The sequence below is a fragment of the Methylobacterium guangdongense genome (genome assembly GCF_038442355.1).
Taxonomy (GTDB): Bacteria; Pseudomonadota; Alphaproteobacteria; order Rhizobiales; family Beijerinckiaceae; genus Methylobacterium; species Methylobacterium guangdongense.
The window spans coordinates 212,208-232,412 of sequence record NZ_JBBXMX010000008.1 but is presented as its reverse complement, the minus strand read 5'-3'; the positions used below and the strand labels follow the sequence as shown (position 1 = coordinate 232,412).

Genomic DNA, 20,205 nt, shown 5'->3' with positions numbered 1-20,205 from the left:
GCCGATGGCATGGCGGTCGCCGTTCGGTTTGGCTCGCAGTGGAGGCCACCATGCGCTCGCGGATCGGGCGCTCGCCTTGACCTGCCTCAAGCCCGCGTCAGGCGAGCCCGGCCAGCACCGACCAGCGCACCAATTCCTGAAGGTTCTCCGCGCGTGTCTTGGCCATGAGCTTTGCGCGATAGATCTCGACCGTGCGCGGGCTGATGTCGAGCGTCCGACCGATCTCCTTGCTGGTGCGGCCGGCGACGAGGTGGTCCAGGACCTGCCGCTCGCGCTCGCTCAGGGTTCCGACCCGTCGCACGAACTCCCGCAGCGTCGGGTCGACCGCTCCTGCGGCCCCGCCGCGCTCCAAGGCCGACCTGAGCGCCTGGATGAGCGCCTCGTCGTCGAACGGCTTCTCGATGAAGTCGCAGGCGCCGAGCTTCATCGCCTCGACCGCGAGCGGCACGTCCCCGTGCCCCGTCATCATGACTACCGGCAGGGTATGCCCGGCTGTCCGCAAGCGGCGCAGCAGTTCCAAACCGTCGATGCCGGGCATGCGGATGTCGGTCAGGACGCATCCGGCGGCCGGCTTCGACAGCGCGTCGAGCAGGTCCGCTCCGGCTTCGTAGAGCCGCACCTCGAACCCCCCGGTCCCGAGCAGGAAGCCGAGGGAGTCCCGCATGGCGAGGTCATCGTCCACGACGTGCACGAGGTCAGTTGCCATCGGGCGGGTCTCCCTCGTGCGCGGCCTGGAGCGTCAGCCGGAAGGTGGCTCCACCGACGCCGTTGCGTTCGACGTCGAGGTGCCCGCCATGCGCCTCGACGATGGTGCGACAGATTGAGAGCCCGACGCCCATGCCGCTTCGCTTCGTGGTGACGAAGGGGTGGAACAGCCTGTCGGCGACCTCCGCGGCGATGCCGGGACCGGTATCAGACACGGTGATCTCGACCGTCTCCCGGCCGAGGGGTCTCGCCTCCACGGTCAGCTCGCGCCTGTCGCCCTGCTGCATGGCTTCCCGGGCGTTGCGCAGCAGGTTCACCAGGACCTGCTGCACCTGCACCCGGTCGGCGAGGACGGAGCCGGCCTGCGGGTCCACGGCGACACGCGCGACGATGCCGTGCTCGCGAGCCCCGACCAGCGCCAGCGCGCAAGCCTCGTCGATCAGCCTCGCGACCGGCTCGACTCGCCTTTCGGTTTCGCCGCGGGCAACGAACTCGCGCAGGCGCCGGATGATCTGGCCGGCCCGCAGCGCCTGCTCGGCGGCCCTGTCGAGGACCTCCACCGTCTTGGCGATGGCCTCGGGACCAGGGCGTGCCAGCAGGCGGCGGCAACCCTTGGTGTAGTTCGCGATGGCGCCGAGCGGCTGGTTCAGTTCGTGTGCGAGTGCGGAGGCCATCTCGCCCATCGCACTCAGCCGGGAGACGTGGGCGAGCTCGGACTGGAGCTCCTGGAGGCGGGCCTGGGTGCGCTGGTGCTCCGTGAGGTCGTTGATGAAACCGGTGAAGTACACCTGCTCGCCCGAGCGCATCTCGCCGATGGCGAGCTCCATCGGGAAGGTGGAGCCGTCCCGCCTCCGGCCGGTCACGACCCGGTTGGTGCCGATGATGCGTCGCTCGCGGGTTCGGCGGTAGCGTTCGAGGTAGCCGTCGTGCTCGCCCTGCATCGGCTCGGGCATCAGGATGCGGACGTTCCGCCCGACCGCCTCGGGGGCCGCATAGCCGAACAGCCGCTCGGCCGCGGCGCTGAACGAGTGGATCAGGCCCGCCTCGTCGATGACGACCATGGCCTCCGGCACGGTGTCGAGGATCGAGCGCAGGTGCGCCTCGCGCGCCCGGATGTCCTCCTCGGCCCGCTTCTGCGCGTCGATGCTCAGGACGACCCCGCGATGGCGCGCCGGACGGCCGTCCGCGTCGAGGCTCACCTGCCCGCGCGAGCGCAGCCAGCAGACGTGCCCGTCGGGCCGCACGACGCGGTAATCGACCTCGTAGCTTCCGCCATCCCGCAATGCCCGCTGGATTGCGTCCGCCCGGGCCTGCCGGTCGTCTGGGTGCACCAGGGCCTGCGAGTCGGCGAAGGTGGTCAGCCGCTCGGGCGGCACCCCGAACAGGCGCGCGCAGGTCGGCGAGACGGTGGCCCGTCCGGTCGGGATGTCCAGCGACCAGACGCAGATGCCGACCTCGTCGAGGGTCTTCCGAAGCTCGTCGTTCGCCTGCGTGACGTCACGCCAATGGTCGGCGCTGGGCATGTCGACGGGGTCCGTCATCGAGCGCACCCGGAAAGGTCCTGCGCGCGGCCGTCATGGATCTCGCCTGTGTCGCCCGTGGGGCGTCTGAATCGCAATCCGGTCATTACCGCGATTCCGCTACGGGGAACAGCCGCCGGTGCGTATCCGCGGCCGACGCCGCGTAATTCTTCGGCCCGAGCCGGCACCGATACCGCGTCGCCGGAGCCGCTTGAGGTGGATCAACGCGGTGCCGCCACGATGGGAGGAACCTTCGCGTCGGCTCAATCCGGAGAACTCCCATGTCCAGACCCAGCCCTTCGCCCCTCGCGGGCATCCGCGACGTCCTCGTCGGGACCGCCGTGGAAGGCGAGCGCGAGGAGGCCTCGTCGGCCATCGGCTACGGCCTGACCTTGGCCAAGGCCGCAGGCGCCCACCTCACCGTCCAATCGGCCTCGTGGCGGCTCTCGGGCGACGACGCCTGGCTCGGCGAGTTCGACTACGAAGGCGTCTCGGTCGTGGACCGCCGGCTCGACGCCCTGGCCCGCTCCGTCGCCGAGCGCTCGGCCGGGGATGCCGCGCAGGCCGGCGTGGTCTGCACGACCGAGGCGCCGAGCCTGCCCTATCCGGAGATCGTGAACCGACTCGCCGCCCGTGCGCGCCTGCACGATCTGACGGTCCTGGACATCGGCCCCAGGACCTACGACCTCGATCGCGAGATGATCGAGAAGGCGCTGTTCCACAGCGGCCGGCCGGTCATCGCCGTCCCGCCGGGACACGACGCCTTCGCGGCACGGCGGATCATCGTCGCCTGGGACGGCAGCGCGCAGGCAGCCCGGGCGGCCAACGACGCCTTGCCGTTCCTGCGTTCGGCCGAGTCGGTCGAGATCGTCTCGGTCGGCACCGAGGCGGAGATCCATGAGGCGGTGCCGGGCGCCGAGTTCGCGCCCCATCTCGCCCGGCATGGGGTCAACGTCAGCGTCAACGACCTGCCGCGGGGGGAGAGCGTCGCCGACACGTTGCGCGCCCAGGCCGGACTGTTCCGGGCGGACATGATCGTGATGGGCGCCTACCGGCACTCCCCGATCCGCGAATACTTCTTCGGTGGCGTGACGCGCTCTTTCCTGCGGGGCAGCCCGGCACCCCTGCTCCTGTCCCGCTGATTCCGGGAGGCTGACGATGACCGAGCGAGATCCTCGACGGAGTGTCGCGCCCGACCCGGCATTGCGGTCGCGACGACGCGGTCGTCTGTCCGAGCCGGCTGCGGCGCGGTCGAAGACCGATGAGGCACCACCCCCGGTGCAGGCGCCGAACAGGATCGAATGGCCGGGGCCGCTGAACGACGAGGAGCGCGCCGCGCTGGAGGCTGGCTGGGGCTTCGTCGAGTGAGGTGCACGCCGTCATCGAGACCGCCGCGGACCGCATCCGCGGCGGCCTCTGTTATGGGCGCCATCCATGGCGCAGACCTTCGAGACAGGCCGTCAGGTCGGCGGCATCGGCGGGGGCGAGCCGAAAGTCGGGCATGGCGGGATGCCGGCGGTCGACGCCCTCCACAAGCACATCGGCGAGGTCGCCGACGGGGAGGTGGTCGGCGAGACTGCGGAAGGACGGCGCCTCGCGCATCGGGCTGGTCTGCGTCGGGCCGACCGCGTGGCAGCGCCCGCAATGCGCCCGGGCGAACGCCAGGCCGCGGTCCGCCGGGGAGGCCGAGGCCTCCGGTGCGGCGAGGGCCAGGATGATCGGCGCCGATACCCTGAGGATGGCGGGGGACCAGCGCATCAGTGGCACATCAGGCAACAGACCTGCGCGCGTTCGAGGACCTCGCGCGTGACGCCCCCGAAGATCCATTCCCGCAGGCGCGAATGGCCGTAGGCGCCCATGACGATGAGGTCTGCGTCCTGCCGCAGGGCGAAGTCGAGGATCTCGCCGCCGTCGCTGCCGGTCGCCTCCAGGAGGTGGGTCGTGACATGCGCGCCGTGCCGCGCGAGATGACCGGCCACGGCCTTCGTCCCTTCGTGCCGCCCGTCGCCTCCGACCGTCACGACCGCGACCTCGTCGGCACCGTGAAGGAAGGGAAGCACCGCCGATACGGCCCGCCGCGCCTCCGGGCCGTCCTTCCAGGCCACGACGATGCGGGCCGCATGTAAATGCACGAGCCGGGGCGGCACGACGAGGACGGGCCGGCCCGCCTCCATCAGAACCGGCCCGGGCGGCACGCCCAGCGGACCTGGGTCGGCGTCGCCCCGCCCGCGTCGGCCCACGACGACGAGGTCGGCGGCGCGCGCCTGTTCGACGAGATGCGTGATCGGCCCGGCGAGGGCGGCCTGCCACCCCGTGCGGATCTCCTCCCCGGCGCTGCGCTCGAACATGGCGTGGGCCTGTTCGAGGATCTCGCGGACCAGCGCCTCGTTGCGCTCTTCCTGCCGGGCGGCGTCGTAGACGTCGCGGACCAGGATGGGGGCCGGCACCTGATGGGCCGACGCGCCCGTGAGGGTCGCCGCGAAGCGTCGCGCCAACCCTGCGGCCAGACGCACCCGGTCCGGTGCCGCGTCGCCGAGGTCGGCGGAAACGAGGATGTTCGCGAAGTCCATGGCCACCTCCACCGTGCGCCGGTCCCGGCGCGGGAAGCCTGGCCCGGGGCGGATCGACCGACCTTGATCCAGCGCAAGCCCGACGGTGCCGCTCCGCGGGCCTTACGGAAGGTCCGGGGCAGTCGACGCGTCGTGCGCGCGCCCGTCACCGGCGCCGCCGAGCGCGCGCATGGCGTTGAAGATCACGGCGACGTCGATGGCTTCCTGGAGGAGCGCTCCCTGCAGGGGCGAGAGGTGTCCCAGCGCCGCCGCGACCATGCCGGCCAGCGAGAGGCCGAGGCCGACCCACACGCTCTGGAGCGCGATGGTGCGGGTCCGGTTGGCGATGCGGATGGCCCGTGGCAGGGGCGCCAGGCTGTCGACCAGCAGGACGATGTCGGCCGCCTCGGCTGCCGCCGCCGCGCCCCGGGCACCGAGGGCCACGCCGAGATCGGCGGCCGCCAGGGCGGGCGCGTCGTTGACCCCGTCGCCGACCATCATCACCGGTCCGTTGCGTCGCTCGGCCGCGACGGTCTCGGTCTTGGCCACTGGATCGAGGTCGGCGACGACCGTGTCGACCGGCAGCCCGGTGACGAGCGCCTCCGCGACGGCCCGTCGGTCCCCGGTCGCGAGCACCACACGCTCGATGCCGCACGCGCGCAGTTCCAGGAGCGCGTTCCCGCCGTCCGCCCGCAGCGGATCGGCGAACGCCAACACGGCGGCCGGGGCGCCGTCGATGGCGACCAGCACCGTCGACGTGACCGCTGCGATGCTTCCTGGCTCGACCGGTGCCGGGAAGCCGATTCCATGAATCTGCATGAGATGCGGCCCCCCGACGGCGACCGAGCGCCCCTCCACCGAGCCGGACACGCCTTCCCCGGGCATTTCCTCGACGCCCCCCGGTTGCGCGAGTGGCAGGCCGCGCCGGGCCGCCTCCTCGATCAAGGCCCGGGCCAGCGGGTGGCCGGAGGCCTGTTCGAGGGACGCCGCGAGCCGCAGGACCTCGCCTTCGTCGCGGGCGCCGAGGGTGCGCGCGGAGGTCAACCGGGCGTTGCCGTGGGTGAGCGTGCCGGTCTTGTCGATGACCAGCACGCGCACCTTGGCCAGCATCTCCAGGGCGCCGCCGCCCTTGATCAGCACGCCGATGCCGGCCGCGCGGGAGAGGCCGGAGACGAGGGCGACGGGGACCGCCAGGATCAGCGGGCAGGGGGTGGCGACGACCAGCACGGCCAGCGCCCGGAGCGGGTCGCCGGTGGCGAGCCAGGCGCCCCCGGCCAGCAGCAGCGTCAGCACGAGGAAGGCGAGCCCGTACCGGTCCGCCAAGCGGGCCATCGGCGCCTTCCGGGCCTGTGCCGCCTCCACGAGGCGGACGATCCCGGCATACGTGCTCTCCGCCGCGGGCCGCTCCGTGACCAGCGTGAACGGCGTGCCCGCGTTCACGGTCCCGCTCAGCACGGGCTCGTTCGCGCGGGCGGTGACGGGCAGCGCCTCGCCGGTGAGGCTCGAACGGTCGAGCACGGCGCGGCCCCCGGCGACCCGTCCGTCCACCGGCACGACGTCGCCGACGCGCACCAGGATGCGGTCCCCCGGGACCAGCGCCGCGAGTGGCACCTCCGTCAGCACGCCGCCGTCCTCGCGCATGGCGGTGCGCGGCTGGCGCGCGACCAGCGCCGTCATCGCCCGACCGGCGCGGCCGGACGCGTACGCCTCCAGCGACTGGCCGCCCGCATACATCAGCGCGATGACGGCACCGGCCAGCGGCTGCGACAGGGCGAGCGCGCCGCCCATCGAGAGCAGGGCGACGAGGTCGAGGCCGACGTCTCCCTTCGCCAGGCTCGTCACGACCTGGATCATCAGGACCCCGAGGACCGCCAGCGTCGCGAGGGTCCAGGCCGCCGCGGCGATGTCCACCCGGCCGAAGGCCTGCGCGGCGACGCCGGCGCAGAGACCGGCCAGAGGCAGGAGGGCCAACCATCCGCGCAGGCCCGGCAGCCATGCCGCATACGCCGGTCGTTTCGTCCCGGGCAAGTCCACGGCCGCCGTCGTCATGTCCGTTCCCGTCCGTTCCAACCTCCGAGATGACTCTGGCCCGGCTCGGGAGGCCTTGCGCTGGATCAACACGTCCCGGCGGTTCCTGGGGGACCCGCCCGCCTCCATGGTGCCGGTCGTGACGGGATGGCGGGCCCGAGCGCCGAAGCTGCACCGAATCGCGTTGCTGCATGATCGGCGAACCCGCGTGCGGCGCGTCAAATCCTCCGCGCCCCGCCGACCTTCGGCGAACGCGAGGCGGGCATGCGGAAACCTCAGCACCATGTCGCGGCTGAAGCTCGGGTAGCACGGTGCTCCCTTTCGGGGCTGGATGGCGCCACACGATCCGCTGGAACAGGTCAATGGCCAAAGTCGCGCTCAGGATCGACCAATCATCCGCTTGGATCGTGCTGATCCGTCAGGATCGGTTCGGCGCAGGCTCGCCACCCCGCCCCGGTCAGCCCGCGCGCCCCGGGATTCTGCTCGCAAATCCTCAGTTCGATCGCTCAGAGCTTGATGCCTTCGAGATAGCCGCGGTTCCACGTGGGACTGATCAGGATCTCGTTGATGCAGACGGAGTTCGGCAGGCGGGCGACGAACAGGATCGTCTCGCCGAGATCCTCCACCTGCAGCATCCGCCCGCGGTCTTGCGCCGTCACAGGCACCGGCCGCTTCTCGAGGAGGGGCGTCGCGACCTCGCCGGGACAGATGCAGCAGGAGCGGATGCCGTGTCCGCATTCCTCTTGGTTCAGGCTCTCCGACAGCGCCACAAGCCCGTGCTTGGCCGCGGAATACGCGGGTCCCGTCAGCTTGGACACGTAACGGCCGGCCCACGAGGAGATGTGGATGATCAGGCCGCCCCCCTGGGCGCGCATCGTCGGCAGCACCGCCCGGGATGCGTAGAAGGGGCCGTTGAGGTTGGCACCGACAACCGCGTCGATGCCCGACGGCGTGATCTCGCTCCAGCCCCGTTGCGGCACGTTGAGGCCCGCCGCGTTCACCAGCACGTCGCAGCGTCCGAGGCCGCCGTGAACGGCCTCCCAGGCACGCTGCACGGCGTCGGCCATGCCCATGTCGGCAGGCGCGACCAGCGCCTCGCCGCCCGCCGCGCGGACGAGATCCGCCGTGGACTCGAGGTTGTCCCGTCCCCGCCCCGTGAGCGCGACGCGCATCCCGGCCCGCGCCAGGACCAGAGCGGCCGCCTGGCCGATGCCGGATCCGGCCCCTGTGACCCAGGCGACCTGCCCGGTGAGATCGCGCATCATGTCGGTCGATCCTGTGCCCGCGGCCCCGTCCCTACGGCTTGCCCACGAGCGGGCAGCCGCCGTCGGCCAGGGGGCGGAAAGCCTGGTCGGCGGGGATCGTGTCGAGGAGCTTGTAGAGGTCCCACGGGCCCTTCGAGTCGGACGGCGCCTTCACCTCGAACAGGTACATCGGGTGGGTCTTGCGCCCATCCGCCCGGACAATCCCCTTGCCGAACAGCGGATCGTCCGTCGGGTTGGCCTTCATCCAGGCCATCGTCGCCTGCGGGTCCGTCGATTTCGTCGCCGCGACGGCCTTCAGGTAGTGCAGGAGACCGGCATACACGCCGGCATGGTTCATCGTCGGCATGCTGTTGCCGTTGCGCTTGTAGAACCGCTCGGAGAAGGCCCGCGTCCCCGGGTTGAGATCCCAGTAGAACGATTCCGTGAGCACCAGCCCCTGCGCGGTCTGCAGACCGATCGCGTGGACGTCGACGGCGTAGATCAGCAGGGCGGCGAGCTTCTGGCCACCGTCGGTCAGGCCGAACTCGTGCGCCTGCTTGACGGCGTTGACCGTATCGCCGCCCGCATTGGCCAGACCCACCACCTTCGCGCCCGAAGCCTGCGCCTGCAGGAGGAACGAGGAGAAATCGGTGGCGGGGAATGGGACCCGGGCGGCGCCCAGGACCCGGCCGCCGCCCTTGTCGACCACCGCCGTGGCCTCGTTCTGCAGCGAGAGGCCGAAGGCATAGTCGGCCGTGAGGAAGTACCACGTGTCGCCCCCGCGCTTCAGCATGGCGCCGGCCGTGCCGTGCGCCAGGGCGTAGGTGTCGTAGGTCCATTGAATCGTGTTCGGCGAGCATTGCTTGCCGGTGAGTTCCGTGGTCCCGGCCCCCGAATCGATGAAGATCCTGTTCTTCTCGCGGGTGACTTGGCTCACCGCCAGCGCCACCGAGGAGGTCGGCACGTCGAGGATCGCGTCCACGCCGTCGCGGTCGTACCATTGGCGGGCGATCGCAGCGCCGACATCCGGCTTGTTCTGGTGGTCGGCCGAGACGATCTCGACCTGGATGTCCGGGTTGGTCTTGGCAAAATCCTCGACCGCCATCTGGGCGGCGACGACGGAGCCCTTGCCGCCGGTATCCGCGTAGACGCCCGACATGTCGTTGAGGACGCCGACCTTGACGTGGAGCGGCTCGGCCAGGGCGGGCCACGCCAGGGCGGCCAGGCTGATCGCGGCTGAGATCAGGCAGCACCGGTTCAACGCCATGGCAGACCGTCCTCCGCGAAAGATTATTGTTCAGGCCAGGAGGCACGCTTGGTATCCCAGCGTCAAGCGCCGGTCCGCGCCGGGATCCGGCCCTGACCGGGCTCGGCACGGACCGGCGCTGCGTGACCGCTCGCGGGGCCGGCCAACGCGGCCTCAGCTCACGGCATGCGGCTCAACCAGCGGCTGAACCTGCGGCTGAAGGAAGGCGGCGACCTCCGCCTCGAAGATCTCGGGCCTCTGCAGCTGCGGGACGTGCGCGCAGTCCGGAAGCAGGACGAACCGGGCGTTCGAGAGACCGGCGGCGAGTTCGCGTGCCATGGCGGGCGGCGTGGCCTCGTCATGTTCGCCGACCAGCACGAGCGCCGGCACACGGATCTCGGAGAGACGCGCCCGGAGATCGAGCCCCGCCAGGGCCGCGCACGCAGCCTGGAAGACGGCGAGATCGGTCCGGAGGAAGGCAGCCCGCCGCTCGGCCATCAGGGCGGGATGGGCGGCCTGGAACGCGGGCGCGAACAGGCGGCGCATGGCCGTATCGGCGATCGCCGGCAGCCCCTTCTCGGCCGCCACGCGCGCCATGCCGCGGAACGCCTCGCGGCCCGGCTCGGAGAAGCAGGCCCCGCAATCCGCGAAGACGAGGCGCTCGAACAGCGTCGGGTGGCGCAGGGCGCAGAGCAGCAGCACGAAGCCGCCATAACCGTTGCCGAGCCCGGCCGCCGGCCGCCCCCCCGTGGCCTCGCGCACCGCCGCGGCGACCCGGTCGGCGACCGCTTCGAGGCCGCCCGGGGCGGGTGCCGAATGGCCGAAGCCGGGGAGTTCGGGAACCAGGACCCGGAAGTCGCGGCCGAGCGCGGTGACGACCGGATCGAAGCTGGTGGCATCGGCGAGGAGGGAGTGCAGCAGGACCAGGGGCGGCCCCTCGCCCGATGCGGTCATCGCCACCTGCTTGTCCGCGAACAGCGCCTGCATCCCTGACCTCCCCGTTGCCTCGGCCGGACCGTTTCATAAGGCTGTCGCATTCGGCGCGTTCAGCCGCAATCCGGTTGACGTGATATTTCACGAATGGCAGCATGTGTCGATCGAGCGGGGATATCCGTGCTGCTTCGCGACAACATCTACGCGGCGATTCGCGCCGACATCCTGGCCTGCATCCTGCGGCCCGGCGCCGAGGTGCGCGAGCAGGAACTGGCGCAGCGCTACGCCGTCAGCCGCCAGCCGGTCCGCGAGGCGCTGCTGCGCCTGGAGCGCGAGCGGCTCGTGACGGTTCACGCGCGGCAGGGATATCAGATCAACGCCATTTCGGTCGCCGATGCGCGGGATCTGCTGCGCATGCGCCTCGCCCTCGAGCCGGCCTGCGCGGCCGAGGCGGCGGCCAGCGCGCCCGATGCCGTCCTCGCCGCGCTCGACGCCTACCGCACCGCGGACGACGGCGCCGATTTCATCGCGGAGAACCGCGCCTTCCACATCGCGCTGGCCGAGGCGTCGGGGAACCGCCGCATGGCCGCGACGGTGCGCGATCTCGTCGAGCAGGCGGACCGGCTGGTGCGCGTCAGTCTCGACGGCATCCGCGGGCGCGATCCGGCGCAGCTGGTGGCCGAGCACGCCGGCATCATCGACGCGCTCCAGCGCCGCGACGGCCGCGGTGCGCGGCGCCTCGTGCGCGAGCATGTCGGCCAGGCCGAGCGACGCATCCTGACCGCGCTGGAGCGCAGCGCGATCGTCCTCTGAGCAGCACCGCCCCGGCGCGAAGCCCGGGACGCGGTCCGAAACGATACGGGAGAGACGCCATGACCCTGCACGCGCCGGCACCCTCGGTCGAGACACGGGGCAACTTCATCGACGGGCGCGAGGTCGAGGCCGGCGACGGCGCGCTGATCGACGTGCGCAACCCCGCCACCGGCGCGGTGATCGCCCGGATCCCCAATTCCGGTCCCGCCGATGTCGACCGGGCGATGCGCGCGGCCCGCGCCGCCTTCGAGGGCAAGGAGTGGGGCGGCATGGACATCCGGGCCCGGGCACGCCTCGTGAACCGGCTCGCCGACGCCTTCGAGGCCAACCTCGACACGCTCTATCGGCTGGAGACCACCAACAACGGCCGGCCGGTCAACGAGACCCGGGCGCAGCTCTCCCGGCTGCCGGACTTCTTCCGCTACTTCGCGGGCGTGGCGCTGGCGCGCCGCGACGACGTGATCCCGGTGGAGGGCAACTACCTCAACTACACCCGCAGGACGCCGATCGGGGTGGTGGCGAACTGCACGCCGTTCAACCACCCGCTGATGATCCTGTGCAAGTCGCTGGCGGTGGTGCTCGCCACCGGCTGCACCACGGTGGTCAAGCCCTCCGAGTACACGCCGCTGACGACCCTGAAGCTCGCGCAGATCTTCTCCGAGGCCGGCCTGCCGCCGGGGGTGTTCAACATCGTGCTGGGCCTGGGCGCCTCCACCGGCAAGGCGCTCGCCGAGCATCGCGACATCAACAAGCTCGTGCTCACCGGCGGCACCGAGGCCGGACGGATCGCGGGTTCGGCGGCCGCGAAGGTCTTCGCGCACCAGACCATGGAGCTCGGCGGCAAGACGCCCGTGATGGTGTTCGACGATTTCGACGTCGAGCGGGCGGTGAACTACGCGGCCTTCGGGGCCTTCATCGGCGCCGGCCAGACCTGCGTGTGCGGCAGCCGCCACCTCGTCCAGGCCTCGATCTACGACGAGTTCGTGGAGCGGCTCGCCGCCAAGACCGCCGCGATCCGCCTGGGCGACCCCTTCGACCCGGCGACGCAGCTCGGTCCGGTGATCTCCGAGCGCCAGCGCGACCGCGTCCTCGCCTATGCCGGCTACGGCCGCGACGAGGGCGCCCGCGCGGTGGCGGGCGGGCGCGCCGCGCAGGTGCCGGGCTTCGAGGGCGGCTACTTCGTCGAGCCGACGGTCTTCGCCGACGTGCGGGCCGACATGCGCATCTTCCAGGAGGAGGTGTTCGGGCCGTTCACCAGCGTCACCCGCTTCGAGGACGAGGCCGACGCGCTCCGGCTCGCCAACGACTCGCCCTTCGGCCTCGCCGCGGCGGTGCGCACCCGGGATGTCGCCCGCGCCCACCGGGTCGCGCACGCCGTCAAGGCCGGCATCGTCTGGATCAACGACCACCACCGCCTCGACCCGGCCTCGCCCTGGGGCGGCGTCGGCGACAGCGGGCTGGGCCGCGAATGCGGCATCGAGAGCTTCAACGACCATTTCGACGTGAAGAGCGTCATGGTCGCCACCGGCGACGGGCCCTTCGACTGGTACCGCGACACGGCCGGACAGCGCCGCCTGAACTGACGAACCACGGCGCGGGGGGATGCGAGGTCCGCGCGAGACGGACCCCTTCCGCGCCGGCCCCTCCCCCGGAAGGAAACGCCCATGCCCGCGTCCGTGAACCCGGCGGTCAACGCCGGAGGCCGCCTCGACCGCCTGCCGATCGGTCCGTTCCATCGCCGCATCATGTGGCTGATCGGGATCGGCATGTTCTTCGACGGCTTCGACATCTACATCGCCGCCACCGTGCTGGGCTCGACCCTGAAGAGTGGCTTCTCGACCCTGCCGCAGAACGCGTGGTTCGTCTCGGCGACCTTCGTGGGCATGATGGCGGGCTCGTTCCTCACGGGCTTCTTCGGGGACCGCTACGGACGGCGCTTCACCTATCAGGCCAATCTGCTGGTCTTCGGGCTCGCCGCCATCGGCGCGGCCTTCGCGCCGAACATGACGGTCCTGATCGTCCTGCGGTTCATCATGGGCGTCGGCCTGGGGGCCGAGAACGTGGTCGGCTACTCGACCATGACCGAATTCGTGCCGGCGCGGGCGCGGGGGCGCTTCCTCGGCCTGATGGCGGTGTTCGTGGTCACCGGCCTGCCGGCGGCCTCCCTGGTCGGATACCTCATCATTCCGGCGTTCGGCTGGCGGGCGATGTTCGCGCTCGGCGGCATCGGGGCTCTGGCCGTCTGGTACGCCCGGAAGAGCCTGCCGGAATCGCCGCGCTGGCTCGAGGCCGTGGGGCGCCACGCCGAGGCCGAGGCGCTGATGCGCACGATCGAGGCCGAGGCGAGCCGGGGGGCGCCCCTGCCGCCCGCCGCCGCGATGGCGCCCGTGCCGCAGCTCGGGCTTTCCGCCCTGTTCCGGCCGCCGCTGCTGTCGCGGCTGCTGCTGGGCTGCCTGTGCCTCGTGGTGATCAACACGCTGCTCTACGGCTTCGTGACGTGGCTGCCGACCTTCTTCATCCGGCAGGGCCTCTCGGTGGCGACCTCCTTCGGCTACGCGCTGCTGATGGGCCTCGGGGCGCCGGTGGGCAGCGCCATCGGCGCGCTGACCGCCGACCGGTGGGGCCGCAAGCCGACGATCATCGGCGCCTCGGCGGCCGCCATCCTGTTCGGGATCCTCTATCCCCTGACCCAGGATCCGGTCCTGCTGCCGCTCGTCGGCTTCGGGCTGACCGTGCCGATCTACGTGCTGGTGGCGCTCCTGTTCGGGATCTACATCCCCGAATTGTTCCCCACCGAGGTGCGGCTGCGGGCGTCGGGCCTGTGCAACACGGTCGGGCGCGGGGCGACGATCGTGACGCCCTTCCTGGTCGTGAGCCTGTTCGAGGCCTACGGCATCGCGGGCGTGACCGGCCTGATGATCGGGCTCCTGGCCCTGCAGATCGTGGCGGTCGCCGTCTTCGGCGTCGAGCCGCGCCGCCAGAGCCTGGAGAGCCTGGAGCCCGGCCTCACGCCGGCCGAGGGCGGCGCGGGTTCCGGCGCACGCGGCACCGTGCCCCGCCCGATCGCCTGAGCCCACATCACCGGTCCCGCGCCCGCCCGGAATTCCGGGACGGCGCGGGGTTCGGCCCGCGGGACGCAACAACACGTTCGAAGGCGAGACTCCCGATGCGCACACCACACCGCCGGCCGTTGGGATGGGCCCTGGCCGCCGCCCTGCTGGTCGCCGGCCTGTCGCCGTCCGCCGCGCACGGTCCGAACGCGCCGCCGCACCGGCTGGAGTCGCTCGGCGACCTGCCGCTGGAGAGCGGCGAGACGATCCGCGACTTCGCGATCTCCTACGTGACCCACGGGACGCTGAACGCCGACAAGTCCAATGTGATCCTGATGACCACCGCGATCGGCGGCAATCATCACCGGATCGACTTTCTCATCGGCCCCGGCAAGGCCCTCGACACGGACCGATACTTCGTCATCGCCACTGACGCGATCGGCAACGGGCTGACCACGAGCCCAAGCAACAGCGCGAGCCAGCACGGCACCGCCTTTCCCCACTTCACCATCCGCGACATGGTCGAGAGCCAGAAGCGGCTCCTGGACCGGCTCGGGATCACCCACGTCGTTGCGGTGGCGGGCGCCTCGATGGGCGGCATGCAGGCGCTGCAATGGGGCGTCAGCCATCCGGGCTTCATGGACGCCCTGGTGGCGCTGACCCCGATGGCGCGCACCGCGCCCTGGTCGATCGCCGTCAACGAGGCCACCCGCAAGGCGCTGATGCTCGATCCCGCCTTCAAGGACGGCGCCTACGAGAGGCAGCCGGAGCAGGGCTGGCGGCTGCGTGCCGACATCCTGCAGGTGCTGGCCGCGCGGACGCCGGAGGCCCTGCGCGGGATCGCCCCGCAGCCGCTCGACATCCTGCCCTGGATGCGCGCGCAGGAGGAGGCGGTGCTCAAGGCCGGCTTCGACGCCAATGACTGGATCGCGCAGACCTGGGCGTATGACCGCCACGACATCGGCCAGACCCCCGGATACGGCGGCGACGTCCGGAAGGCGCTCGCCGCGATCGGGGCCCAGACGCTGATCCTCACCGGCGGCAACCTCGATCTGTACAATCCCGTCGAGGAGGCACGCGAGGCCGGCGCCTTCATCCCGCAGGCCAGCGTCGTCGCCGTGCCGTCCGTGCAGGGCCACACGACCGCAACGGCGACCAAGGCGGCGGACGTGGCGTTCATGAACCGGACCGTCCGGGATTTCCTCGACACGGTCGCGCGGCGCGGCCGCTGAGACAGGGCGCGATCAGGCTGGCGGCGGAGACGAGGCCGTCCTTGGCGCCGAGCACGGCGGCGCGCAGCCAGCCGACCCGGCCGATGCGGGGCCGAATTTACGCTTGCGGTGTGCCATCCCGGCCTGGCCTGCGCGGGATCGCCGGGGAAGCCGCGGCGCGCCGAACGGAATGGCCTCCGACGTTCGACGGTCACCCCATGGGGGGCAGGGCCGGAACGGAGGCGCAGAGACGGCGTCGGGTCCCGCTCTCCCGTGGCAGCCCCTCCGCCGACGCCGTCAGCGACCCATCCAGGCCGCGTGGACGGCGCCTGTGGCCGTGTCGGGCTTCGACGCGCCGATGAAGATCACGACCGGGCCATGGCGGTCGCGCCGGGGATCGTAGAAATCGAGCAGGCCCGGATGGAGGCGCTGGATGAAATCCGGTTGCCGGCCGCTCCGGCGCAGCAGATGATCGATGACGACCTGGTCGCCGTGCACCGCATTCGGCACGGGACCGCAGGACCCCGGACGCATCCAGCGGTCCGGGTCGGCCGCGAAGGTCGTGTAGAGCGCACCGAGCTCGTCCCCGGACCAGCGCAGCAGCGCGCTGGAGAGGCGTCCCGCGTGGAAATAGTCCTCCATCGCGGCGAGGCCGGGCTCGGCCAGGGCATCGGCCGGGCCGGTCAGCACCGTATCGAGGTCGCACAGGAGTGTCGGCCCCGTGCTGAGACCGGGGCGGAACGCCTCCATCTTGGCCCACCAGGCGGGCCAGGCGTGCCGCAGCGGGATCGTCTCCACGCCCGGAACCGCCACCGGCAGATCCGTTAGGCAGAGGATCCGGTCGAACGCCGGCGCATGGCGGCGGATGCCGCCCGCGAGGCGGGCGACCCAGGTCGCGTCGTAGCGCCCGCCGCCCTTCAGGACGGTGATCAGGGTGGTCATGCGTTCATCGCTCGGTCGGGGATGGCGGATGCACGTCGAGGCGTCCGGCCGCCTCGGCCTGGGCGAACCACGCGCGCTCGGCCGCCCAGGGATGCCCGGGCCAGCCGGCGAAACCGAAGCCGTAGGCCTGCGCCGGCCGGGCCCCCGCCGGGCGGCCGAGCAGCAGCGCGAGCGTCACGAGGAAGCCGGTGCTCGGGTTCGGGGGTCCCGCCGCGCCGGTGTCGAGCAGCGTGCGGGCCTGCTGATGCAGCGCCTCCGGCAGGAGATGGACCGGGCGGCCCAGCGGCCGCAGCAGCGCCAGCAGCTCGCGGGTCCAGCAGATCGGCTCGGGGACGTTGTGCTCCGCCGGCAGCATCGGGAAGGGCAGGATGAAGGCCCGTGCGGCGCGGACCACCGGGCGCTCGAGGAAGCGCCGGTCCGCCAGCCATTCCCGCGTCTGGCCGCCGCGGTTGACCAGGGCGAGATGCGTGACGCGGTGGCCGGTGCCGCCGCCGAAGCCCGGCGCGTTGTTGAAGCGGACCACGCTGTCCGCCGCATCGATCGCGGCGCCGCACGCACCCGCCCCGGGCGCGTTGCCCACGATGGCGAGGGACCCGTCGGCGGGCAGGCCGGCGCGTCCGGCGGAGAGGGGGTCGACGTCCGGGATCACGTGCGGCAGGGGTTTATGGGAACCGCGAAGGTAAGGCGCGGGCCCGGCGCATCCAGGCCCCTGCCGGATCGCGGGCGCGGGAGACGGGATCATGCGCCGGTGTTTCGTCTGTGCGGCCGCCATGATCGGACCGAGCGACCGGACCCTGTCCTATCCGTGTGGGGCGCAGCGCGCCTTCCCGCTGGTCTGCCAGGCCTGCGGGGTCCTGCTCGCGGAGAACGGGGATCCGGAGGCCTGCCGCGCGCATCTGGCCCGAAGCCTCGCCGGCCCCGTCTTCGCGCCCGACCGGGAGGCCCCCTACGGCCTCGACCTCTACACCCTGCGCAGTGCCGCGACCCGGTGGCGGCTCGGCGCCCGTCCCCGCGACGCGACCGGCCGCGAAGAGCTCCGGCACCCCCACGGCACCCGGGCGGCCGAAGCCGAACTGTTTTCCCTCGCGGCCGCCGGGGGAAGCCCGGTCTCCCTCGGCCTCCTCTGCCGCCCGGCGGACCGGGACGCGGTCCTGGCATCGCTGCCGGCGCAGGCCGGCTGGACGGACGATGTCGCGATCCTGATCGACGGGCCGGTGCGGCCGGCGGAGCCGGTCGTGGTCGCGGGCTTCGCCGCGGGGGCGGTGTGCGTGGCCGCCCGGCCCCTCGACGGGGATTTCGCCGCGCAGCGCAATGCCCTGCAGGGTCTCGCCCGCCACGGCTGGATGCTCCAGCTCGACGCCGACGAGGCGCTCGACCCGGAAACCGGCCGCCTGCTGCCCGCCCTGGCGGCCCTCGCCGAAGCGGAGGACGTCGTCTCGATCGGCCTCGCCCGGGCGAACCGGGTCGACGGAATCCTCTCGGACGTCTTCCCGGATGTCCAGTACCGGTTGAACCGCACCCGTCTGCGCTATGCCGGGCGCGTCCATGAGCGCCCGGTTCTCGACGCAGGCTGGCCCGGGAGCCTCATCGCCCTGCACGGGTGTATCGCGCATCGCCTGAGCGCGGCCCATGTCCGGAGCCGGTCGCGGCGCTACGAGGCGCTCGATCCCGGGCGCGGACGTCCGGAGGAAGAGGCCGCGCTGCTGCGCCCCTACGCCGACTGACGGGCCGGAGCCGCCCGGATCCGGGCCGCCGCGATCGCCCGTTCGTAGAGCGCCAGGGTCTCGTGCCCGAGGCTCGCCCGGCTGAAGCGCCCGGCCGCCGCCAGGGCGCGGGCGCGATAGGCGCGGCGCAGGTCCGGATCGGTGAGGAGCGGACGCAGGGCGTCGGCGAGGGCCGGCCCGGTCGCGGCCGCGGCCAGGGGGCCGGCGCCGGGCACGCCCACGAAGGCGCGGGCGCTCGCATCCGCGGCGCAGGCCACGACCGGCCGGCCATAGGCGAGTGCCTCCTGGTAGACGAGGCCGAAGCTCTCGTAGCGCGAGGGCGCCAGCACCGCATGGGCCTCGGCATAGGCCGCCGCCAGCGCCCGGCCGTCGATCCGGCCCCGGGCCTGGATATGCCGCCGCGCCACATCGGGCAGATCGGCCGGGAGATCGTCCGGCGGCACCCCGACGAGGTCGAGCCGGAAGGCGGGCAGCGTGCCCCCGGCCCGCTCGGCGCCGAGGATCGCGACCGCGCCCAGGAGCGCATCGAACCCCTTCCGCGCCTCCGCGCGCCCGACGAACAGCAGGCGGATGGGTTCCGCCGCCTCCGGATAGGGGGCGCCGCCCGCGGTCGCGGCGACCTCGGGGGGCAGGCTGAGACCGATCACCGCCGCGGGCTGCCGCCCGGTCAGCCCGTAGGAACGGGCGATCACCGCCGCGTGCGCCGCGGTGTTGGCGATGAGCCCGGCGCTCGCCTGAGCCTGCCGGCGCTCCAGGCGGTCGGCCGTCCAGCCGTCGAGGCGGTTGCGCAGGCTGCCGGCCGGGTCGCGGGTGAAGTCGGCCGGCGTGGAGCTGCGGGTCACCAGGGGCAGATCCCGCCGGCCGGCGAGCAGGGCGGCCGGGGCGTACCAGTTGGTCGCCTCGATGACGTCGAAGGGCGTCCGGCGGTGCGCGGCGAGCACGGCGCGCCGGTAGGCGAGCGGGGCGGCGAGGTGTCCGGCCGAGCCCCAGAGGCGCAGGCGCGCCAAGGGATCGCCGGGCACCAGGGCGAGGCCCGACACGGCGACGCCGCCGATCCGATCGTGTCCGGTCCGGTCGAGGGTGAACACCGTCACCTCCGCGCCCGCCTCCGCAAGGCTCTCGGCGATTTCCCGGGCCGCCGTCGAGAGCCCGCTCGGCGATGGCGGGTAGTCCCAGGCCAGGAGGGCGGTGCGCATCAGGCGGCCAGCAGGCGATGGTAGAGGGCGAGGTAGTCCCGGGCCATGCGCTCGGCGGTGAAGCGCGCCTCGAACCGGCGGCGGATCGCTGCGCGGTCGAGCTGGCCGATCCGGGCCAGCGCCGCGACCGCCTCGGCTTCAGTGGACACGATGAAGCCCGTCACCCCGTCCTCGACGATCTCGGGAACCGAGCCGCGGTTCCAGGCGACCACCGGGGTGCCGCAGGCCATCGCCTCGATCATCACGAGGCCGAAGGGTTCGGGCCAGTCGATCGGGAACAGGAGCGCCTGGGCGCCGCCCAGGAGCTCCCCCTTCCGGGCATCGTCGACGGGTCCGAGATAGGTCGCATCGGGGCCGAGGAGCGGACGCACCCGGGTCTCGAAATAATCCGGGTTGCCGACATCGATCGTGCCGCCGAGCCGGATCGGCCGGCCAGCGGCGCGGGCGACGCGGATCGCCACGTCGGGCCGCTTCTGGTCGGTCATGCGCCCCACGAAGGCGACATGGGCGTCCGGCACGGCGCGGAGGCTGTAGCGGGTCCGGTCGATGCCGTGATGCACGATGCCGGCCCGATTGGAATCCGGGATGCCCGCCGCCTGCGCGGCCGAGATCGCCGCCACCGGCAGGTCGGGAAAACCCTGGAAGAACAAAGCCCGGTCGAGTTCGTCCACCCGCCAATGGATGGTGGTCAGGCTGTGCCGGCGACGCGCCCCTAGCAGCGCCGCATGGGTGAACTCGCCGTGGCAATGGATGATGTCGAACGCGTCGAGCCGCTGCCGCAGGGCCTCCAGCTGCAGGGCGTCCAGGGCGGCCGGCACCCCCGGTGCGACACGCCCGTATTGACGCTCCAGAGCCGCGAGACTCGGGTAATCGCCGACGCGGGGTAAGTCTGTCGCACTGTCCGCGGGGGCAAACAATGTTAATCCTACGCCCAAGCTTCGTAGCGCCGTGCTGAGATCGTGCACAACCCGCTCGGTGCCGCCATGATGATCCGGAGGAACGGGAAAAATGTTCGGCGCGATCTGGGCGACGCGAAGCACGGCA

Annotated in this window: 19 protein-coding genes and 1 pseudogene; 7 read left to right on the top strand and 13 right to left on the bottom strand. The window is 72.3% G+C overall.

The window, feature by feature from the left end:
- Positions 1-97: 97 nt before the first annotated feature.
- Both fixJ and AAHG09_RS17275 read right to left on the bottom strand, forming a co-directional pair.
- Positions 98-706 (bottom strand): response regulator FixJ, encoded by a 609-nt coding sequence (gene fixJ, locus AAHG09_RS17280; protein WP_342108685.1) that lies wholly within the window; start codon positions 704-706, stop codon positions 98-100.
- Positions 696-2,246 carry a PAS domain S-box protein gene (locus AAHG09_RS17275; protein WP_342108684.1) on the bottom strand — a complete coding sequence of 517 codons (1,551 nt, stop codon included), beginning with the start codon at positions 2,244-2,246 and terminating at the stop codon, positions 696-698. Before AAHG09_RS17275 ends, fixJ begins: the two co-directional genes overlap by 11 nt.
- Positions 2,247-2,506: 260 nt before the next feature.
- Here AAHG09_RS17275 and AAHG09_RS17270 point away from each other — a divergent pair, with 260 nt between their 5' ends.
- Positions 2,507-3,367 carry a universal stress protein gene (locus AAHG09_RS17270; RefSeq protein ID WP_342108683.1) on the top strand — a complete coding sequence of 287 codons (861 nt, stop codon included), beginning with the start codon at positions 2,507-2,509 and terminating at the stop codon, positions 3,365-3,367.
- Positions 3,368-3,383: 16 nt separating this feature from the next.
- The gene (locus AAHG09_RS17265; protein WP_342108682.1) at positions 3,384-3,593 is read left to right on the top strand and encodes a hypothetical protein; all 210 of its coding nucleotides are present in this window, start codon (positions 3,384-3,386) and stop codon (positions 3,591-3,593) included.
- A 51-nt stretch (positions 3,594-3,644) separates the two neighbouring features.
- Here AAHG09_RS17265 and AAHG09_RS17260 read toward each other — a convergent pair whose 3' ends face one another.
- The 6 genes from AAHG09_RS17260 to AAHG09_RS17235 form a co-directional block, all read right to left on the bottom strand.
- Positions 3,645-3,983, bottom strand: a complete 339-nt coding sequence (locus AAHG09_RS17260) for a c-type cytochrome (protein WP_342108681.1) — start codon at positions 3,981-3,983, stop codon at positions 3,645-3,647.
- Positions 3,983-4,795 carry a universal stress protein gene (locus tag AAHG09_RS17255; protein WP_342108680.1) on the bottom strand — a complete coding sequence of 271 codons (813 nt, stop codon included), beginning with the start codon at positions 4,793-4,795 and terminating at the stop codon, positions 3,983-3,985. The genes AAHG09_RS17260 and AAHG09_RS17255 overlap by 1 nt, the downstream gene beginning before the upstream one ends.
- Before the next feature lie 102 nt (positions 4,796-4,897).
- On the bottom strand, positions 4,898-6,823 hold the full coding sequence (locus AAHG09_RS17250) for a heavy metal translocating P-type ATPase (RefSeq protein ID WP_342108679.1): 1,926 nt from the start codon (positions 6,821-6,823) through the stop codon (positions 4,898-4,900).
- A 485-nt stretch (positions 6,824-7,308) separates the two neighbouring features.
- Positions 7,309-8,067 carry an SDR family oxidoreductase gene (locus AAHG09_RS17245; RefSeq protein WP_342108678.1) on the bottom strand — a complete coding sequence of 253 codons (759 nt, stop codon included), beginning with the start codon at positions 8,065-8,067 and terminating at the stop codon, positions 7,309-7,311.
- 31 nt (positions 8,068-8,098) lie between these two features.
- Positions 8,099-9,313 carry an ABC transporter substrate-binding protein gene (locus AAHG09_RS17240; protein WP_342108677.1) on the bottom strand — a complete coding sequence of 405 codons (1,215 nt, stop codon included), beginning with the start codon at positions 9,311-9,313 and terminating at the stop codon, positions 8,099-8,101.
- Between the two features lie 153 nt (positions 9,314-9,466).
- Positions 9,467-10,279, bottom strand: coding sequence for an alpha/beta fold hydrolase (locus tag AAHG09_RS17235; RefSeq protein ID WP_342108676.1), 813 nt, complete (start codon positions 10,277-10,279; stop codon positions 9,467-9,469).
- A gap of 126 nt (positions 10,280-10,405) precedes the next feature.
- On the opposite strand from AAHG09_RS17235, the gene AAHG09_RS17230 reads away from it, so the two are divergent.
- From AAHG09_RS17230 to AAHG09_RS17215, 4 genes are all read left to right on the top strand, one after another.
- Positions 10,406-11,038 (top strand): GntR family transcriptional regulator, encoded by a 633-nt coding sequence (locus AAHG09_RS17230; protein WP_342108675.1) that lies wholly within the window; start codon positions 10,406-10,408, stop codon positions 11,036-11,038.
- 59 nt (positions 11,039-11,097) lie between these two features.
- Positions 11,098-12,621: an aldehyde dehydrogenase gene (locus tag AAHG09_RS17225; RefSeq protein WP_342108674.1), complete on the top strand. Its 1,524-nt coding sequence runs from the start codon at positions 11,098-11,100 to the stop codon at positions 12,619-12,621.
- Positions 12,622-12,702: 81 nt separating this feature from the next.
- Complete coding sequence (locus tag AAHG09_RS17220) at positions 12,703-14,109, top strand: MFS transporter (protein ID WP_342108673.1); 1,407 nt, start codon at positions 12,703-12,705, stop codon at positions 14,107-14,109.
- A 95-nt stretch (positions 14,110-14,204) separates the two neighbouring features.
- Entirely contained in the window at positions 14,205-15,320 is a 1,116-nt protein-coding gene (locus AAHG09_RS17215) for an alpha/beta fold hydrolase (RefSeq protein ID WP_342108672.1), read from the top strand.
- 10 nt (positions 15,321-15,330) lie between these two features.
- Here the strand turns inward: AAHG09_RS17215 and AAHG09_RS17210 are convergent.
- The 3 genes and pseudogenes from AAHG09_RS17210 to AAHG09_RS17200 all read right to left on the bottom strand — a co-directional run.
- A pseudogene (locus tag AAHG09_RS17210) lies at positions 15,331-15,417 on the bottom strand (VIT1/CCC1 transporter family protein); the annotation flags it as partial.
- A 179-nt stretch (positions 15,418-15,596) separates the two neighbouring features.
- Complete coding sequence (locus AAHG09_RS17205; RefSeq protein ID WP_342108671.1) at positions 15,597-16,241, bottom strand: hypothetical protein; 645 nt, start codon at positions 16,239-16,241, stop codon at positions 15,597-15,599.
- A 4-nt stretch (positions 16,242-16,245) separates the two neighbouring features.
- Positions 16,246-16,890: a hypothetical protein gene (locus AAHG09_RS17200; RefSeq protein WP_342108670.1), complete on the bottom strand. Its 645-nt coding sequence runs from the start codon at positions 16,888-16,890 to the stop codon at positions 16,246-16,248.
- Positions 16,891-16,981: 91 nt separating this feature from the next.
- On the opposite strand from AAHG09_RS17200, the gene AAHG09_RS17195 reads away from it, so the two are divergent.
- The gene (locus tag AAHG09_RS17195) at positions 16,982-17,965 is read left to right on the top strand and encodes a glycosyltransferase family protein (RefSeq protein ID WP_342108669.1); all 984 of its coding nucleotides are present in this window, start codon (positions 16,982-16,984) and stop codon (positions 17,963-17,965) included.
- Here the strand turns inward: AAHG09_RS17195 and AAHG09_RS17190 are convergent.
- Both AAHG09_RS17190 and AAHG09_RS17185 read right to left on the bottom strand, forming a co-directional pair.
- Entirely contained in the window at positions 17,953-19,161 is a 1,209-nt protein-coding gene (locus tag AAHG09_RS17190; protein ID WP_342108668.1) for a glycosyltransferase family 4 protein, read from the bottom strand. The genes AAHG09_RS17195 and AAHG09_RS17190 overlap by 13 nt on opposite strands.
- On the bottom strand, positions 19,161-20,201 hold the full coding sequence (locus tag AAHG09_RS17185; RefSeq protein WP_342108667.1) for a glycosyltransferase family 4 protein: 1,041 nt from the start codon (positions 20,199-20,201) through the stop codon (positions 19,161-19,163). The genes AAHG09_RS17190 and AAHG09_RS17185 overlap by 1 nt, the downstream gene beginning before the upstream one ends.
- Positions 20,202-20,205: the final 4 nt, after the last annotated feature.

Coding starts and splice junctions, on each gene's coding strand:
- fixJ (WP_342108685.1), bottom strand. CDS start 706: ATGGCAACTGACCTCGTGCACGTCGTGGACGATGACCTCGCCATGCGG.
- AAHG09_RS17275 (WP_342108684.1), bottom strand. CDS start 2,246: ATGACGGACCCCGTCGACATGCCCAGCGCCGACCATTGGCGTGACGTC.
- AAHG09_RS17270 (WP_342108683.1), top strand. CDS start 2,507: ATGTCCAGACCCAGCCCTTCGCCCCTCGCGGGCATCCGCGACGTCCTC.
- AAHG09_RS17265 (WP_342108682.1), top strand. CDS start 3,384: ATGACCGAGCGAGATCCTCGACGGAGTGTCGCGCCCGACCCGGCATTG.
- AAHG09_RS17260 (WP_342108681.1), bottom strand. CDS start 3,983: ATGCGCTGGTCCCCCGCCATCCTCAGGGTATCGGCGCCGATCATCCTG.
- AAHG09_RS17255 (WP_342108680.1), bottom strand. CDS start 4,795: ATGGACTTCGCGAACATCCTCGTTTCCGCCGACCTCGGCGACGCGGCA.
- AAHG09_RS17250 (WP_342108679.1), bottom strand. CDS start 6,823: ATGACGACGGCGGCCGTGGACTTGCCCGGGACGAAACGACCGGCGTAT.
- AAHG09_RS17245 (WP_342108678.1), bottom strand. CDS start 8,067: ATGATGCGCGATCTCACCGGGCAGGTCGCCTGGGTCACAGGGGCCGGA.
- AAHG09_RS17240 (WP_342108677.1), bottom strand. CDS start 9,313: ATGGCGTTGAACCGGTGCTGCCTGATCTCAGCCGCGATCAGCCTGGCC.
- AAHG09_RS17235 (WP_342108676.1), bottom strand. CDS start 10,279: ATGCAGGCGCTGTTCGCGGACAAGCAGGTGGCGATGACCGCATCGGGC.
- AAHG09_RS17225 (WP_342108674.1), top strand. CDS start 11,098: ATGACCCTGCACGCGCCGGCACCCTCGGTCGAGACACGGGGCAACTTC.
- AAHG09_RS17220 (WP_342108673.1), top strand. CDS start 12,703: ATGCCCGCGTCCGTGAACCCGGCGGTCAACGCCGGAGGCCGCCTCGAC.
- AAHG09_RS17215 (WP_342108672.1), top strand. CDS start 14,205: ATGCGCACACCACACCGCCGGCCGTTGGGATGGGCCCTGGCCGCCGCC.
- AAHG09_RS17205 (WP_342108671.1), bottom strand. CDS start 16,241: ATGACCACCCTGATCACCGTCCTGAAGGGCGGCGGGCGCTACGACGCG.
- AAHG09_RS17195 (WP_342108669.1), top strand. CDS start 16,982: ATGCGCCGGTGTTTCGTCTGTGCGGCCGCCATGATCGGACCGAGCGAC.
- AAHG09_RS17190 (WP_342108668.1), bottom strand. CDS start 19,161: ATGCGCACCGCCCTCCTGGCCTGGGACTACCCGCCATCGCCGAGCGGG.